This is a genomic window from Saccharopolyspora sp. NPDC002686 (assembly GCF_040295745.1).
Lineage (GTDB): Bacteria > Actinomycetota > Actinomycetes > Mycobacteriales > Pseudonocardiaceae > Saccharopolyspora > Saccharopolyspora oryzae.
This window is the reverse complement of record NZ_JBEOVY010000178.1, coordinates 1-15,642: the sequence shown is the minus strand read 5'-3', so window position 1 is coordinate 15,642 and position 15,642 is coordinate 1. Positions and strand designations below refer to the sequence as shown.

The window sequence follows — 15,642 nt, the reverse complement described above, 5'->3', positions numbered from 1 at the left end:
ATCCGCCGAATGCCACGAGAACCTGCTGCACGTGAGCCGCACTTCCTCTGGCCGCCATCGCCAGGAACACCCGGCCACCGAAGAATCCACAGCCGGGCAGCGGGCCCCGGTGACTGGATCGACTTGCGTCAGCCGTCGGTGTCCCGGGCGGGGATCGCCGCACCCGGTACGTCGGCCGGGGCGTAGAACGTGGTCTCACCCGGGAACGGCTTCTCCCAGCCGGTCGCCTCGTACCAGCCGAGGTGGTTCAGCTGAGCGGGGTTGAACGCGTCGACCTTGTCGGCCGTCCCGTTCGCCTGCTGCTGGGCCTTCCAGTCGGCCCACTGCGCCGCGAGTTGCTGCTTGTCGGCGGGCACCGAGGTGGTCGTCATCGCCGGCTGGGCCGGAACGTCCGCGCCGCACTCGGGCATCGTCTTCAGCCCGTCGGTCAGCGGCACCTGGTTGGGCACCGCGTTGTACGGCGTGAAGTCGGCGTGCGGGGTGAACGCCTGGCTCATCGGCGAAGCCGCGGTGTCCTTCTGGTTCATCGGCTGGATGCCGAGGATCTGCTCCACGGTGCGGAGCATGGTGATCTGGCTGCCGTAGTGGTTGTCCACCACGCCGTGGTTGGCCCACGGGCTGATGATCTGGACCGGCGCGCGGTGGCCGTCGACGTGGTCGGCGGCGGCCTGCGAGTCGTCCTCGACCACGAAGATGGCGGTCTCGGCCCAGTACTTGCTGTGCGAGATCGTGTCCACCAGCTTGCCGAGCGCGAGGTCGTTGTCGGCGACCTGGGCGGGACCGTTGGTCGCACCACCGGTGTGGTCGTTGGACAACCACATCATGTTGAGGTTGGCCGGACCGTTCTTCTCGAAGTCCTGCTTCCAGACCTCGTACTTGTAGACGTCCGGGACGTTCAGGTCGAACTGCGGGAAGCCCGGCACCGACACCTCGTTCAGCGACGGGATCGCCGAACCGGTCTTGATCGGGTAGGCGCTGGGCTGCCCGGTCGCGGCCATGTTCTTCGCGTCGCACCAGTACGTCTGCCAGGTCGCCCCGGCGGGCTTCTGCTCGAAGTTCAGGAACTCGCCGAAGTTCTTGACGGACTTGCCCGCGTTCTTCGCGCCGGTCCAGATGAAGCCCGACCGCTGGTGCCCCAGCACGTCGTTCTCGGTGTCGTAGCTGCGGATGTACTCGCCCGCGGTCGACTCGGTGTACTCCGGGTTGTCCGCCTGCGTCACGAAGTTGTGGCCTTCGGCGGAGTTGGTGCCGGTGTCGTAGATGTTGTCGTACAGGCCGAACTGGCCGGCCAGCGCGTGGTTGTTCGGCGTGACCCGCTGACCGTAGGAGGCCAGCGACGGGTCGCCGTTGCCCTGCGGCATGTCGCCGAACATCTGGTCGTAGGTGCGGTTCTCCTTCACGACCCAGTACACGTACTTGATCGTCGAGGGGTCGCCGAGCCGGACCGGAACCGGCACCGGCGGCACCGAGCCGGTGCCGGTGGTCTTGGCCAGCGAGTTGCCGCGCCAGCCGTTCTGGGTGAACACCTTGCCGGTCTCGCCCTTGATCACGTCATCGCTGGGCAGCGCGAAGTGCGTCAGGCTCGAGGTGGTGTCGTGCGTGCGGTGCTGGTTGGTGGTCGAGCGGCGCGCGTCGATGCCGCGGGTGTTCGACACGACGATCTCGCCGCCGACCTGGGCGATCTCCGACGGGGCGTAGTCGGTCGGCAGCAGGCCCACGAAGCCGGCCGGCTCCACCGGGTTGGCGTACTTGTACACCGCGACCGCGTTGGCCCGGCCCAGGGTCACCAGCAGGTGGCCGTCGTCGGTCAGCGTCGTCGCGGTCGGCCCGTACCCGACCGAGGCGTCGGCCCACGGCTGCGTCGCGATGGTCTGGGCGACCTTGCCGCTGGCCATGTCGATGACCGACACGGTGTCCGAGAAGGTGTTGGTGACGAACAGCGCGCCGTTCTTCGCGTACAGCGAGGTCGGGTGCAAGCCCACGTCGATGCTGGCCGGCGCGGCGGCCGGGTCGGCGACGTCGATGACGCTGACGGTGCCGGTGGTGGCGGAACCGGTGTCGCCGTTGGCCGGCACCTGGGTGCCGTAGGAGTTCATCGTCGTCTCGCCCGGCTGCGCCGGACGACCGCCCTCGTTGCTCACGTACAGCTTGCCGCCGGCGAGGAGCACGTCCCGCGGGGCGGTGCCCACGGTCCAGCTCCGCGTGATCGCCCCGGTCGCGACGTCGATCGCGACCACCCGGTTCTGGCCGTTGACCGCCGAGTACACCGTCGAGCCGTCGGGCGAGAACACCGCCTCGCCGACCAGCGCGCGCTTGCCGTCGACCGCGGCGACGGGCACGAACGCCGGGTTCGCCAGCGTTCCGTCGGGGTTCACGGTGAACTTGCGGTACCCGTCGGCCTGGCCCAGCCACAGCGACTTGCCGTCGGGGGAGTACGTCGGGCCTTCCTGTCCGATGTCGTTGCCCGGGATCCGGAGGTTCGCGGCTGCGTTGTTGCCGATCAGCTGCTGGACCTTGTAGCTCTTGAGGTCCACGATGGACAGTGCCATGCCGCCGTCGGTGATGGACGCCGCCATGTGCGTGCCGTCGGGGCTGATCGCCGAGGACATGATCTTGCCGTTGTTGATGACCATGCGCTCGCCGTAGGGGGCGAGGTACTGGTCGGAGGAGATGACCAGGCCGTTGTCGGTGGTCTGGCCCACCTGGTCGGTCCCGAACAGCTCGGTCTGGGCGAATCCGATGCCGGTGCCGGTGATGGCGACGACTACCGCCGATGCGCCTGCTGCGGCGAGGCGCACCGGACGGCCACCTCGCCAGGGGAACCGGGAACCGGTGCCCTCGGAGCGCCGACGATGACGCGTTACGTGCATTGCGTGGTTATCCCTTCGGGAGGGTGGGCAGCAGTTCGACGTTGCCGTCGAACTGCCAGAGCGGGTTCGGCGCGTCCCCGGTCGGGGTGCGCACCAGGAAGTAGCCGTTCACTTCCTTCGGCCCGTCGCCGTCGGCGACGAACCGCCCGTCGGTGGCGACGTCGAGCTGGTAGATGGCCGATCCGGTGGCCTCGACGCCGGGGAGGTGCCAGGAGACGACGCAGCGCCAGTCGTTGCCCGGGCCTTCGGGGGCGATCTGGCCGCCGCCCTTGGTGCACGCCGCCGTGGTCATCAGCTGCGCTTCGGTGACGTCGGGCCGGTTGAGCTGGCGCGTTTGCAGCCGGTAGAGGTGGGCGAAGGCGGTGGCCACCGAGTTCTGCACCTTCTCCTGCTTGATCCCGGAGCCGGTGGCCCCGGTCGCCGGGGTCACGACCGCGGCGGTCGCGGCGAGAACGCCGACCAGCGGCAGCAATCCGAGCGCGATCGCCCGCCGCCCGCCGCCGTCGTGGGTGAGATCGGTGAAGTCCCGCCGCAGGAACAGCACGTAGGCCAGGGCAGTCGCGGCCACCGCCCACACCAGGCTGACCACGACGCCGATCACCAGCGGCTCGAGCTGCGGGGGAGAGGTGAACAGCCCGTTCCAGGAGATGAAGGCGTAGGTGGGCAGCGCGAGGCGGACCGCGACGGGAACCGGCATCATCTGCACGAACTGCATGGCGAAGGCGACGACGATCGGCATCAGCAGACCCATCGGCGACCGTCCCAATGCGACGGACCCGAGCAGCCCGATCGCCGCGAGCGCGAGGGTCGGCGCGAGCACGCAGGCCCAGGCGAGCAGCACCTTCCCCGCGGCGTCGCCCGGTGCGAGCACGTGCCCGTCGAGCCCGACGAGCTCCTGGCCACCGACCGCCACGATCCCGCCGACCACGCTGGAAACGGCCAGACCGGTCACCATGACCAGCAGGACGGTGAGGCTGGCGAGCGCCTTCGCGGCGAAGATCCGCCACGGCGAGCGGACCGCCACCAGCAGGTGGCGCCAGGTGCCGAGCCGGTCCTCGGAGGCGAACACGTCACCGGCGACCAGCGACGCCAGCAGCGGAAGCGCGTACAGCCCCGAAAAGCCCAGCAGCACCAGCGATCCGGCCCACCCGGTGGCGTTCATCCATCGGCCGAAGAGCATGTCGACGGGCAGCGTGGTCTGCTGGCTCACCGCGATGATGAACAGCGCGGGGGCGATCCAGCAGGCCAGGACCAGCAGCCGCACCCGCCACTGCGAAACCAGTTTGACCAGTTCGAAGCGGTATGCGCGCGCCGTCGAAACCGGACTGGCGGCGGGAGCGGGGGCATCGGTGAGGGTTGCGGTCATCGGCTGGACTCCTGCCGCTCGGTCAGTGCGAGGAATGCCGCTTCCAGCGGCGAGACCACGGGCGCGAGCTCGCGCACCGCGACGCCGGCCTGGACGAGCCGCGCCACCAGGTCGTCGAGGGCGGGCACCTGCGCGTTCACCACGAGGACCTCGGAGTCCTGCCCGTCGACGATGCGGATCCCAACGGCATCGGCGGCCAGGCGGCGGGCGGCCTCGGGGTCGGAAGTGCGGATCTTGTAGTCGAGTTCCCGGTCTTCGGCGGCGAGTTTGCCCAACGGCCCGGAGAACACGACCCGCCCGGTGGCGACGATGGTGACCTCGGAGCACAGCGCTTCGAGGTCGTCCATCCGGTGGCTGGAGAGCACGACGGAGGTCCCGTCGTCCGCGAGCCGGGTGAGAACGCTGTGCACGTGCTGCTTTCCGGCCGGGTCGAGTCCGTTGGACGGCTCGTCGAGAACCAATAGGCGCGGCTTGGTGAGCAGGGCAGCGGCGAGCCCGAGGCGCTGGCGCATGCCGAGGGAGAAACCCCGGACGCGGTCGTCGGCGACATCGGTGAGCCCGACCTGGTCGAGCACGTCGTCAATTCCCGCCGTCCGCGCGTCACGGCCGCGGAGCGCGGCCAGGGCGGCGAGGTTCTTCCTCGCGGTCAGCGAGGGGTAGAGGCCGGGGCCGTCGACGAAACCAGCGACCTCGGCGGGAGCGGCGAGCGCCCTACCGACCGGTGTGCCGAGGACGTCGAGAGTGCCGCTGTCGGCGACGGACAGGCCCAGCAGCAGGCCCAGCAAGGTCGTCTTGCCGGCGCCGTTCGGCCCGACCAACCCGTGGATCTGCCCCTGCACCACATCCACGTCGATGCCGTCGAGGGCGACGACGTCCCCGAAGCACTTGGTGATCCCGCGAGCCCGCACCGCCAGGGGTGTTTCCATGCGTCGCCTCCTTAAGCAACGCTGAGAAACTTAGGCCTGGGAACAAACGGGAACGAGGACAACTGGCTGAACGTTGAGGAAACGGAGGGCGGCAAGGGGCCGCGAGACCGGCGTCATGACGGCGGTGAGCATGCGCGCGCCCCCGGACGGTGAACGTTCCGGGGGCGCGGAGGCTCCGCTGGTCCGGAGCGCGTGAAGTCCTGACTAGGTGGAATCCGGCCTGGAGGTGACGTACTCGGTCATCGTGCGGAGCTTGTGGTCGCGGGAGACGCGCTCGATCTCCTGCTGGGAGGCGTCTGCGCGGATGAGCGCGATGATCCGGTCGTGCTCGTCCACAGAGGACATCGTCCGGCTGGGGACGAAGGTGAAGCTGGAGCGCCGGATGCCCGACATCCGCTGCCACTCCCGGTGCAGGAGGTCGAGCAGGTGCTGGTTCGGGCAGTTCTCGCACAGCACCCAGTGGAAGCGGTGGTTGAGCTCGGTGAACCGCACCGGATCCAGGGTTCCCTCGCACATCTCCCGCATCTCCGCGTTGAAGGACGCCGCGTCCTCCAGCTGCTTCGGCGTCACGTGCGGGGCGGCGAGGCTGGTGGCCGCGCCCTCGAGGTAGGCGAGCGTTTGCATGGCGTTCGCGTAGTCGGAGGTGTTGATGCCGGCGACCTGCGCCCCCACGTTGCGGGTGAACGTCACCAGGCCTTCGGCCTCGAGCCGCCGCACCGCCTCGCGCACCGGCACGGGACTCGTGCCGAAGTCGCGGGCGATCTGGTCGAGGACCAACCGGTATCCGCTGGCGTAGCGCCCGGACAGGATGCGGGCGTGGAGCTCCTGGTAGACCTTCTCCGACTTCGACAGCGCCTGCTGCTGCGCACCGGCTGTACTGGGCATCTCCCTCGTTCCGTCCTCGGGTGGCGACACCCGCGATCGTATACGGCGGGGGTGGTCCGGTTGCCCGGACCGCCCCCGCCGCGAGCGGTCATCGGCGGGTCGCCGCAGCGAGTTCGCGAGCTCCCGGGATGTCGAGCGCTTCCGGGCCGAGGGGTTTGCCGGTGCGGTCCTTGATGGTGAACGTCGCGGCCAGCCCGATCGCGGTGAGCGCGAACAGGTAGCCCGACACGGCCATGGCGCTGCCGAACGCGGCCTGCAGCCAGGTCGCGATCATCGGGGCGAAGGCGCCGCCCAGGACCGCGCCGAAGGCGTAGGACAGCCCGGCGCCGGAGTAGCGGACCTGGGCGGGGAACATCTCGGCCAGCATGGCCGCCTGCGGCCCGTAGGTGAAGCCGATGCCGATGCTGAAGACCAGCATCGCCACCGCGATCAGCAGCACGTTCTCGGTGTCGATCAGCCAGAACATGGGGAAGACCCACACGAGCAGGGTGACGAAACCGATCTTGTACACCGCGGTGCGCCCGATCCGGTCCGACAGGATCGCGGCCGACATGGTGGTGACGACCCAAGCCGCGCTGGTGAGGGTGACCAGGTTGAGGATCGTGGAGCGGTCCATCCCCAGCACCGTCGTGGTGTAGGAGAGCACGTAACCGCCGGTCACCATGTAGCCGGCCGCGTTGTTCGCGGCGAAGGTGAGGGTGCCCTGGAGCACCTGCCGCCCGTTGAAGCGGAACATCTGCACGAGCGGCAGCCGGACCCGCGGCTGCGCATCGCCGGCTTCGGTGAACACCGGCGACTCGGCGACGCCCAGCCGGATCACGGTGCCCACCGCGATGAGCACGACGGACAGCAGGAACGGAACCCGCCACCCCCAGTCGAGGAACTGCTGCTCGGTCGTCGTCACGGTGATGATGCTGAGCACGGCGGTGGCGATCAGCATGCCGACCGGCACCCCGATCTGCGGGAATCCGCCGAACCGCCCGCGCCGGTGCGCCGGGGCGTGCTCGACGGCCATGAGCGCGGCCCCGCCCCACTCGCCGCCCGCGGAGAACCCCTGCAGGACGCGCAGCACGATGAGCAGGACCGGCGCCCAGATCCCGATCGACGCGTAGCTGGGCACCAGGCCGATCAGGGTGGTGGACACGCCCATCAGCATGAGAGTCAGGACCAGCATGGCCTTTCGGCCGAGCTTGTCACCGAAGTGCCCCGCGACCACCGCGCCGAGCGGGCGGAAGATGAAGCTCACGCCCACGGTGGCGAACGCCATCAGCCGCCCGGCCAGCTCGCCGTACGAAGCGACGAACGGTTCGAAGAACAGGGGAGTCAGCACCAGGGCGGCGGCGTTGGCGTAGATGAAGAAGTCGTACCACTCGATGGTGGTGCCGACCAGCGTGCCCAGCGCGACCCGGCGGTGCTCCCGCCGAGTTCTCCCACCGGTCGGGTCCTGTTCGGGCATGACAGCTCCTTTGCTGTGTCCGGCGCGGTGCTGCACGACCTGTCCGCCGCCCCCATCAACTACGAAATCAAATATGATCTGGGATCTTGATGCTTCCGACCTGCTGTTGTCAATGGTCGGTCTGCCAGCGGGCGTCCTGAACCGGTTCCTCGGAGAAATAAGGAAACGTCCCCATCAGGGCTTGACGAGGTCTGAGCGTCGGCGGTCTGCCGGGGCGCGAGATGCCAACGCCTCTCTGCGTATTCGTATATGTTCGCGCGCGGTTTGCACGAAAGGTCGGCCTGCTGGGGCTGGGCTCGCGCTGGCCGTTTCGCACCAGCGATGCCGCCGGATTCCGAATCGTGTTGACCTGTCTGGAATTCCTGTTCCGGCGGAGAGCGCTGGGCAGTTCCCCTTTCTCCTCGCACGGGTGCGGGCCAAGGTTCGTGCCTGGCCATCGCAAAGACAACTGTTGACAGATGTCATACAGATTTCGCAGACTCTGCTGAACGCCGGACCGCTGGTCGGGCTCGTGCTCCCGCGCTGGACGGCCTCACTGCGCCATCGCGATACGTCGAAGGGGTGTGCGGAAATCCCATGCAAGCTGAGCTGCTCATCAAGCAGGCCGAAGTGGCCGACGAGACCGGCGTTCGAACCGCCGATGTCGCCGTCGAGAACGGCGCGATCATCGCTGTCGCGCCCCGCCTGCCGGTCGAATCCGCCGGTCAGCAGGTGGACGGCACCGGTCTGCTGCTGATGCCGGGGTTCATCGACCTGCACGCGCACTCCGCGCTGCGGCCGTTCGACGACCCGCTGCTGGCGGCCAAGGTCGGCCAGGGGTTCACCACCGAGCTGATCTGCCCGGACGGCTTGGGGCCCGCGCCGCTGACCGACGCCGCGCGGACCGGCCGTGAACGGTACTTGCAAGGTCTCGAACCGAGCGCCGCCGCCCACTGGGAATGGCGGAGCGCGGGCGAATTCCTCGCCGCGCTCGGCGAAGCGCGCCCCTCGACCAACATCGTCTCCTGCGTCCCGCACAGCGCCGTCCGCGAATGCGCCATGGGACCGGTCGACCGCAAGCCGGACGCCCGGGAGATGGCGGCCATGCGGGACCTGGTGGAGGCTTCGCTGGCCGAGGGCTGCCGGGCCGTCTCGTTCGGGATGATCTACGCGCCCGGCCTCTACGCGGACACCGAAGAGCTGATCGGCATCGCCGAGGCGGCGGCGAAGTTCGACGTTCCGCTGGTGCCGCACGTGCGCAACGAAGCGGCCGGGGTCATCGACTCGATCGCCGAGTTCGTGCGGGTCGCCGAGCTGACCGGCGCCGCGCTGCACGTGTCGCACGTGAAGCTCGTCGGCGTCGCGCACCTGCTGGCCGACCTGATCGACCTGCTCACCTCCGCACAGGAACGCATCCGGCTCACCTTCGACCAGTACCCGTACGGCGCGGGCAGCACGATCCTGTCCGCATTGCTGCCGCCGTACGCGTTCGACGGGGGGCCGGAGGCGGTGCTCGAGCGCGTTCGCGATGGGCGCGAGCGCGACCGCATGGCGCGGGACATGCACGCCGGGCTGCCGAACTGGGAGAACCTGTTCGCCGCTTGCGGTCCGGACAACGTCGTCGTCACGCAGGCCGCGGCACCGCGCGACGGCGATGTCGGCAAGACCGTGGCGCAGATCGCCGAGGAGACCGGCGCCGACCCCGCCTTCGCGGTGCTGGACCTGCTCGCCGACACCGGGCTCGACGCGGCCATGATCGACCACTACTCCGAAGAGGAGGTCGTCAAGGAGATCTTCGTGCGCTCCGGCGCGCTGGTCGGCTCCGACGGGGTCTTCAACCCGCACCCGCACCCGCGCCTCTACGGCACGGCACCGAGGGTGCTGGGCAGATTCGCGTTGCGGGACAAGCTGATCACGGTTCCGGAAGCGGTCACCCGGTTGTCGGCAGGCCCGGCGCGGCTGCTCGGCCTGGACGACCGCGGCGCCGTCGTGGAGGGACGACGAGCGGATCTGGTGCTGCTCGATCCGGCGCGCTACGTCGACAACGCCACCTACGACGAGCCGCACCGGACCCCGGACGGCGTCGAACTGGTCACCGTCGGCGGCACCCCGGTCTGGAGCCGCGGCCACCACACGGGCGCGCGCCCGGGCGCGGTCAACGGGGCGGTGAGCTGACGTGGACGAGGCACGGATCCAGGAGTTCCTGCTCCGGCTGCTGGCCGCGCGCAGCTACGCCACCGAGGAGGCGGCTGCCGCGCGGGTGCTCGGCGACGAGCTCGCGGCGGTCGGCTTCACCGTCGACGTCGACGACTGGGGAAACGTCATCGGCACCCTCCGCCTCGGCGACGGGCCGACGGTGCTGCTCGACGCCCACCTGGACACCGTCGAGGTGCCCGATCCGGCGCAGTGGCAACACGATCCGCGGGGTGAGGTGGTCGATGGAGTCGTCTACGGCCGAGGCGCGGTCGACATGAAAGGTGCGCTCGCCGCGGCCGTGCACGGAGCAGCGGCGCTGCGCACCGAACAGCGCGGCACGATCGTGATCTCCGGGTCGGTGTGCGAGGAACTGGTGGAAGGGCCCGCGCTGAGCCGGGTCGTCGAGCAGGTGCGTCCGGACGCCGTGATCATCTGCGAGCCGTCGGCGAACCGGCTCGTGCTCGGCCAGCGCGGGCGTGCCGAGGTCGAGATCGAGGTGCACGGCAGGACCAGCCATTCCGCCTACCCCGAAGCCGGGGTCAACGCCGCCGAGGTGATGGCCGACGTCATGACCGCCGTCCGGCAGCTGCGGTTCGGCGAACACCCCGACCTCGGCCCCGGCATGATCGCGCTGACCAACCTCAAGTCGTTCCCCCATCCGAACGTCTCGATGGTGCCGGACCGGTGCGTCGCGACCTACGACCGCCGCACCGTGCTCGGCGAGCACGACGCCGGCGTGCTCAAGCCCCTCCGCGAGCTCGCGGATCCGATCGCCGTGGCGGCCGGCGCGCGGGTCGACGTCCGCATCGCCACGACGGAATTCACGACGTACCGGGGAGTTCCGGTCGAAGCCGACTCGTTCGCCCCGGCGTGGTGGACCGACCCGGCGACGTGGCCCGCGCGGGACGCGCTCACCGGATTGGCAGCTGCCGGGCTGGACCCGACGCCCGGCTACTACGCGTTCTGCACCAACGGATCCGCGAGCGCGGGCAGGTGCGGCATCCCCACGCTCGGGTTCGGACCCGGCGATCCGGACCGCGCCCACACCGTCGACGAATCCCTCTCCCTCGAAGACCTCCACCGCGCCGCGCGCGGCTATTCCGCCCTGCTCAGAGCCGTGCTCACCGCCTGAACGGCGGCGGGCGAAAGGGAAGCGCCATGAACCTGATCGTGATCATCGTGGCGGTCTACTTGGCCGCCATGATCGGCATCGGACTGTACGCGAAGAGGCAGGTCAAGAGCAGCACCGACTACCACCTCGCCGGGCGCAGGCTGGGGGTGACGATGATGGCCGGAACGCTGGCCGCCACCGAGATCGGCGGTGGCAGTTCGGTCGGCGTCGCCAGCAAGGCCTACGGCGACTGGGGCTTGTCCGCCGGGTGGTACGTCGTGGCGGCGGGCATCGGGATCGTGCTGGTGTCCTTCGTGGCACCGGCGATGCGGCGCAGCATGGCGGTCACCGTCCCGGAGGTGATCGGCCGTCGTTACGGCGCCGCCAGCCAGACGATCACCGCTGTGCTCGGCAGCGTCGCGCTGGTCGCCCTCGCCGCGGTCCAGATCACGGCGACCGCCACCATCGTCTCCACCCTCGGCGGCGTGGACCTCGAGTGGGCCATCCTCGCCACCGGCGTCGCCGTCATCGTCTACACGTGGATCGGTGGGATGTGGAGCGTCACGCTCACCGACTTCGTCCAGTTCTTCCTCATCGTCGGCGGTTTCGCCATCGCCGTGCCGGTCGCCCTGCACAACGCCGGCGGCTGGGAGTCCGTCGTGGCGCGACTGCCCGAGGGGCAGCTCGGGTTCACCAAGATCGGTGTCCCGACGATCCTCGGCCTCGTCGTCCTGTACTTCATGACGTTCTCCACCGGGCAGGAAGCGGTCCAGCGCTACTACTCGGCGCGGACGCCGCGCGTCGCCGTGCTCGGGTCGTTGCTGTGCGGTGGTCTGATGACGGTCTACGCCTTCATCCCCGCGGTCCTCGGGCTGATCGCGCTGGCCGTGTACCCGGGGATCAACGAGAACAGCGCGCTGTCGACGGTCGCCGTCGGGCTGCTGCCGCCGGTCGTGGCCGGGCTGCTGCTCAGCGCGGTGATCTCCGCGACGCTGTCCAGCGCGAGCGGCAACATGCTCGGCTCGTCGACCATCTTCATCAAGGACCTGCTGCCGAAGTTCTCCGCGAAGGTGACCGAGGAGAACGAGCTGAAGTACAGCCGGATCGGGGTGCTGGTGGTCGGTGTCCTGGCCACGCTGATCTCGCTGTGGAGCCAGGCGATCATCCCGCTGCTGATCTTCGCCTTCACGATGCGCTCGACGGGCCCCTTCTGCGCCTTCATCGCGGGCCTGGTCCTGCGGAAGACGAGTCGGCTCGCCGGTCTGGTGTCCATCATCGTCGGCACGGTCGCCGGATTCGCCTGGGAGGTCGCGGGAGAACCCTTCGGCGTCGCCGCGATCATCGCGGGCAGCACGTGCGGTGTGCTGTCGTTCTGGATGATCCACGTGATCGACGCGCGGCGAGGGCGCCTGGTCGGCGATGGGGCGGTTCCCGTGCAGCAGGACGAGCGGGCGGCGCTGTCGTGACCGGCTCAGCTCTCGCGGCGGCGCCGCAGCTGGAAGGTGAACGAGTCGGGCAGCAGCCACGCTTCGCTGCGGTTGACCACCTTGCCCGCGGTGTCCCGGGTCAGCTCGCTGAGCTGGAGCAGCGGCGTGCCTTCCGGGCAGCCGAGCCGCTTGCGCAGGTCGCCGACCGCCGACACCGAGGTCAGCGTGCAATCCGAGTACTCGGCGAGGTCCCCGGCCAGCAGCAGGTCGAGCACCGAGCCCTGGAAGCCGGCCTGGATCGCCGCGAAGCCCAGCACGTCCTCGGGCACGTAGTCCACGATCCACGCGACCTTCTTGCGGCCGATCTTCTTGGTCCGGCTCACCTTGGTGGCGGGGCCGGGTTCGAGGACGTCGGCGAGCGGGTCGTCCGCGGTGTCGATCCGGGTGATCTCCAGGTCGTCGGTGAGGATCTCCTTGCCCGACTGGGTGGCGTAGGTGTCGAAGGACAGCAACCGATCGATCCCGGACCGGATGGCGTCCGGGCGGGGCAGCACGGTCGAGCCGGAGCCGCGCACGATCCGGATGTAGCCCTGGTCCTTCAAGCTCTGCAGCGCGGTGCGGATCGTGACGCGCGAGGCCCCGAACAGCCGCGACAGCTCGGTCTCGGACGGGAGCCGGTCACCGGGCTGGAGCTTGTTGGACAGGATGTACTCGTTGAGCAGGGCGTCGCGGATCTCCGTCTGCAGCGGTCGGCGCGCTCGGATCCGGGAGATGTTGTCGCCGACGTCAGGAGTGGGGGGCATCGATCGCCTTCCGCGAGGTAATGGGTTGGTCCGGCTGCTGAACGCAGGTTAACAGACCAACTTGTCTCAAGTAACTTGACAGTTGTCATACAGATTCTTAGCTTGGGCCGCAGGGCACCTGCGCTACGGAGGAGCAACATGTCGCACCCCCGCGTCATCCAGAACCCGCTCGTGGACCGGAAAGCCGTCCGGTCCCTCGTGGACGAAAGCCGGGCATTCCACCTGTCGATGCCGGGGTACGAACCCACGGCGCTCACCGCCGCCCCGACCGCCGCGTCCCGGCTCGGGGTGCGGTCCGTGCACGTGAAGGACGAGTCCGGCCGGATGGGCATGCCGTCGTTCAAGATCCTCGGCGCGTCGTGGGCCACCTACCGAACTGTCCTGCGGGCCTTGGGCATTCCCGCCGATGCCGGGATCGGACTGCCCGAGCTCGAGCATCGGTTGACCGCCCACCGCGGGCTGCGGCTGGTCGCGGCGACCGACGGCAACCACGGTCGCGCCGTGGCCAGGATGGCCAAGCTGCTCGGCATCGGCGCGCACATCCTGGTGCCCGAGGACATGGTCCAGGCGCGCATCGACGCCATCGCCGCGGAAGGCGCGGAGGTCGAGGTCGTGGCAGGCGGGTACGACGACGCGATCCGGCGCAGCGCCGAGCTCGCGGACGAGGACAACCTCGTCGTCTCGGACACCTCGTGGGAGGGCTACGTCGAGCCGCCGGGCTGGGTCATCGACGGCTACTCCACGATGATCGACGAAATCCTGCAGGAAGTCGGGTCCGGGGCCGCGCCGCGTCCCACGGTGGTGGCAGCGCAGATCGGCGTCGGCGCGTTCGCCGCGGCGGTGGTCCGCGGATTCGCCGCCAGCGGGGGAACCCGCCTGATCGGCGTCGAGCCGGTCAGCGCCGACTGCACGGCCGCCAGCATCGAGGCGGGCGAGGTCGTCACCATCCCGGGCCCGCAGCGCTCGATCATGGCCGGGCTCAACTGCGGCACGCCGTCGCTGATCGCGTGGCCGGACGTCTCGCGCGGCTTCGACCAGTTCGTCACCGTCACCGACGGCGCCGCGGAAGAAGCGATGCGGCTGCTCTACGCGGACGGGATCATCTCCGGCGAGAGCGGCGCGGCCGGGCTCGCCGGCCTGCTCGAACACGCTGCCGCGCTGGGACTCGGCGCCGAGGACGACGTTCTGCTCATCTCCACCGAGGGCGCGACGGACGTGCCCGCCTTCAACCGCACCACCGGTGCGCGACTCGTCGAACAGGGGCAGGAATGACCGAGGACACCGCGCTCGTGCGCATCGACAAGGACCGCCTGTGGGACTCGCTCACTGAGCTCGGCGAGGTCGGTGCCTACCACGACGAGGGCACCGATCTGCGGGGCGTGCGCAGGCTCGCGCTCACCGACGAGGACGTCGCCGGGCGCGAACTCGTCATGGGCTGGATGCGGGAAGCAGGTCTGGCCCTGCGCCGCGACCGGATCGGCAACGTCTACGCCCGCCGGGCGGGCGAGGACGACTCGTTGCCGCCGGTGCTCGTCGGCTCCCACATCGACAGCGTGGCGACCGCCGGACGTTTCGACGGCTGCCTCGGCGTGCTCGGCGGGCTGGAGGTGGTGCGGACGTTGGACGACAACGGGATCTCCACCAGGCGCCCCGTCGAGGTGGCGATCTTCACCGAGGAAGAAGGCGTTCGCTTCGGCACCGACATGCTCGGCAGCGCCGTGGCAGCGGGCCGGATCCAGCTCGCCGACGCCCGGTCGCAAGTGGACCGGGACGGCGTCAGCGTCGGTGCCGAGCTGGACCGGCACGGCCTCGTCGGTGACGTGGCGGTGCCGATCCAGCCCCCGCACGCCTACCTGGAGTGCCACATCGAGCAGGGCCCGATCCTCGCGGCGAGCGGCAAGCAGATCGGCGTGGTGCGCGGCGTGCAGGCGATCACCTGGCTCGAGCTGACCATCGGCGGCCGGGCGGCCCACGCGGGTGCGACCCCGCAGCACCTGCGCAAGAACGCCGGCCTGGCCGCCGCGATGATCATCGTGCACCTCAACGGCATGGTGGAATCCGGCGACTACGGCCGGCTGCTCGCCACCGTCGGCCGCCAGGACAACTACCCGAACCTCATCAACATCGTGCCGGGCAACGTGCTGATCACCGTCGACCTGCGCAACCCCGACGGCGAAGCGATGCAGCGCTCGATCGACGACCTGCAGGCCTACTTCGCCGAGGTGGAGGAGACCACCGGCGTCACGATCACCTCGCGCACCACGGCCAGGACGCCGCCGGTCGACTTCCCCGAGCACATGCAGGACCTGGTCGAGAAGCAGGCCACCGAGCTCGGCCTGACCTGCGACCGCATCACCTCGGGCGCAGGGCACGACGCGGGCGAGATCGCCGCCCTCAGCCCGGCAGGCATGATCTTCGTGCCGGGCCTCTACGACGGGATCAGCCACAACCCGCGCGAGTACTCCACACCGGAGGCCTGCGCGGACGGCATCAACGTCCTGCTCCGAGCGGTGCTCGAACTGGCCAACTCCGCGGACTGAGCCCGGTCTCGATCCCCTGCGTAGCAGCAAAATTCGATGAGAACGGGTGGCGCCGCAGCCGGTCGGGTGCGGCGCCACCTGGT

Annotated in this window: 11 protein-coding genes; 5 read left to right on the top strand and 6 right to left on the bottom strand. The window is 69.7% G+C overall.

The annotated features are described in order from the left end of the window. Positions 1–128 precede the first annotated feature (128 nt). The 5 genes from ABTZ89_RS22490 to ABTZ89_RS22470 form a co-directional block, all read right to left on the bottom strand. Positions 129–2,798, bottom strand: coding sequence for a phosphoesterase (locus ABTZ89_RS22490; RefSeq protein ID WP_502949581.1), 2,670 nt, complete (start codon positions 2,796–2,798; stop codon positions 129–131). 79 nt (positions 2,799–2,877) lie between these two features. Further along, a complete protein-coding gene (locus ABTZ89_RS22485; protein ID WP_351047834.1) occupies positions 2,878–4,236 on the bottom strand; it encodes an ABC-2 transporter permease family protein in 1,359 nt (452 codons plus the stop codon). Further along, complete coding sequence (locus tag ABTZ89_RS22480; RefSeq protein ID WP_351047831.1) at positions 4,233–5,162, bottom strand: ABC transporter ATP-binding protein; 930 nt, start codon at positions 5,160–5,162, stop codon at positions 4,233–4,235. Before ABTZ89_RS22480 ends, ABTZ89_RS22485 begins: the two co-directional genes overlap by 4 nt. Positions 5,163–5,366: 204 nt before the next feature. Then, on the bottom strand, positions 5,367–6,047 hold the full coding sequence (locus tag ABTZ89_RS22475) for a GntR family transcriptional regulator (RefSeq protein ID WP_351047828.1): 681 nt from the start codon (positions 6,045–6,047) through the stop codon (positions 5,367–5,369). Between the two features lie 88 nt (positions 6,048–6,135). Then, entirely contained in the window at positions 6,136–7,503 is a 1,368-nt protein-coding gene (locus ABTZ89_RS22470) for an MFS transporter (protein ID WP_351047826.1), read from the bottom strand. A 576-nt stretch (positions 7,504–8,079) separates the two neighbouring features. Between ABTZ89_RS22470 and ABTZ89_RS22465 the strand changes: the two genes are divergently transcribed. The 3 genes from ABTZ89_RS22465 to ABTZ89_RS22455 are packed head-to-tail and all read left to right on the top strand — an operon-like array spanning position 8,080 to position 12,255. Continuing rightward, positions 8,080–9,657 carry an N-acyl-D-amino-acid deacylase family protein gene (locus ABTZ89_RS22465; RefSeq protein WP_351047823.1) on the top strand — a complete coding sequence of 526 codons (1,578 nt, stop codon included), beginning with the start codon at positions 8,080–8,082 and terminating at the stop codon, positions 9,655–9,657. A 1-nt stretch (position 9,658) separates the two neighbouring features. Then, positions 9,659–10,810 (top strand): YgeY family selenium metabolism-linked hydrolase, encoded by a 1,152-nt coding sequence (locus ABTZ89_RS22460; RefSeq protein WP_351047820.1) that lies wholly within the window; start codon positions 9,659–9,661, stop codon positions 10,808–10,810. Between the two features lie 26 nt (positions 10,811–10,836). After that, complete coding sequence (locus tag ABTZ89_RS22455) at positions 10,837–12,255, top strand: sodium:solute symporter family protein (RefSeq protein WP_351047818.1); 1,419 nt, start codon at positions 10,837–10,839, stop codon at positions 12,253–12,255. A gap of 5 nt (positions 12,256–12,260) precedes the next feature. Here the strand turns inward: ABTZ89_RS22455 and ABTZ89_RS22450 are convergent, their stop codons facing one another. After that, positions 12,261–13,019: a GntR family transcriptional regulator gene (locus tag ABTZ89_RS22450; RefSeq protein WP_270951164.1), complete on the bottom strand. Its 759-nt coding sequence runs from the start codon at positions 13,017–13,019 to the stop codon at positions 12,261–12,263. Between the two features lie 138 nt (positions 13,020–13,157). On the opposite strand from ABTZ89_RS22450, the gene ABTZ89_RS22445 reads away from it, so the two are divergent. Both ABTZ89_RS22445 and ABTZ89_RS22440 read left to right on the top strand, forming a co-directional pair. Then, positions 13,158–14,291 carry a diaminopropionate ammonia-lyase gene (locus tag ABTZ89_RS22445; protein ID WP_351047815.1) on the top strand — a complete coding sequence of 378 codons (1,134 nt, stop codon included), beginning with the start codon at positions 13,158–13,160 and terminating at the stop codon, positions 14,289–14,291. Beyond that, entirely contained in the window at positions 14,288–15,559 is a 1,272-nt protein-coding gene (locus tag ABTZ89_RS22440; RefSeq protein WP_351047812.1) for a Zn-dependent hydrolase, read from the top strand. Before ABTZ89_RS22445 ends, ABTZ89_RS22440 begins: the two co-directional genes overlap by 4 nt. The last annotated feature ends 83 nt before the right edge of the window (positions 15,560–15,642 follow it).

Coding starts and splice junctions, on each gene's coding strand:
- ABTZ89_RS22485 (WP_351047834.1), bottom strand. CDS start 4,236: ATGACCGCAACCCTCACCGATGCCCCCGCTCCCGCCGCCAGTCCGGTT.
- ABTZ89_RS22480 (WP_351047831.1), bottom strand. CDS start 5,162: ATGGAAACACCCCTGGCGGTGCGGGCTCGCGGGATCACCAAGTGCTTC.
- ABTZ89_RS22475 (WP_351047828.1), bottom strand. CDS start 6,047: ATGCCCAGTACAGCCGGTGCGCAGCAGCAGGCGCTGTCGAAGTCGGAG.
- ABTZ89_RS22470 (WP_351047826.1), bottom strand. CDS start 7,503: ATGCCCGAACAGGACCCGACCGGTGGGAGAACTCGGCGGGAGCACCGC.
- ABTZ89_RS22465 (WP_351047823.1), top strand. CDS start 8,080: ATGCAAGCTGAGCTGCTCATCAAGCAGGCCGAAGTGGCCGACGAGACC.
- ABTZ89_RS22455 (WP_351047818.1), top strand. CDS start 10,837: ATGAACCTGATCGTGATCATCGTGGCGGTCTACTTGGCCGCCATGATC.
- ABTZ89_RS22450 (WP_270951164.1), bottom strand. CDS start 13,019: ATGCCCCCCACTCCTGACGTCGGCGACAACATCTCCCGGATCCGAGCG.
- ABTZ89_RS22445 (WP_351047815.1), top strand. CDS start 13,158: ATGTCGCACCCCCGCGTCATCCAGAACCCGCTCGTGGACCGGAAAGCC.
- ABTZ89_RS22440 (WP_351047812.1), top strand. CDS start 14,288: ATGACCGAGGACACCGCGCTCGTGCGCATCGACAAGGACCGCCTGTGG.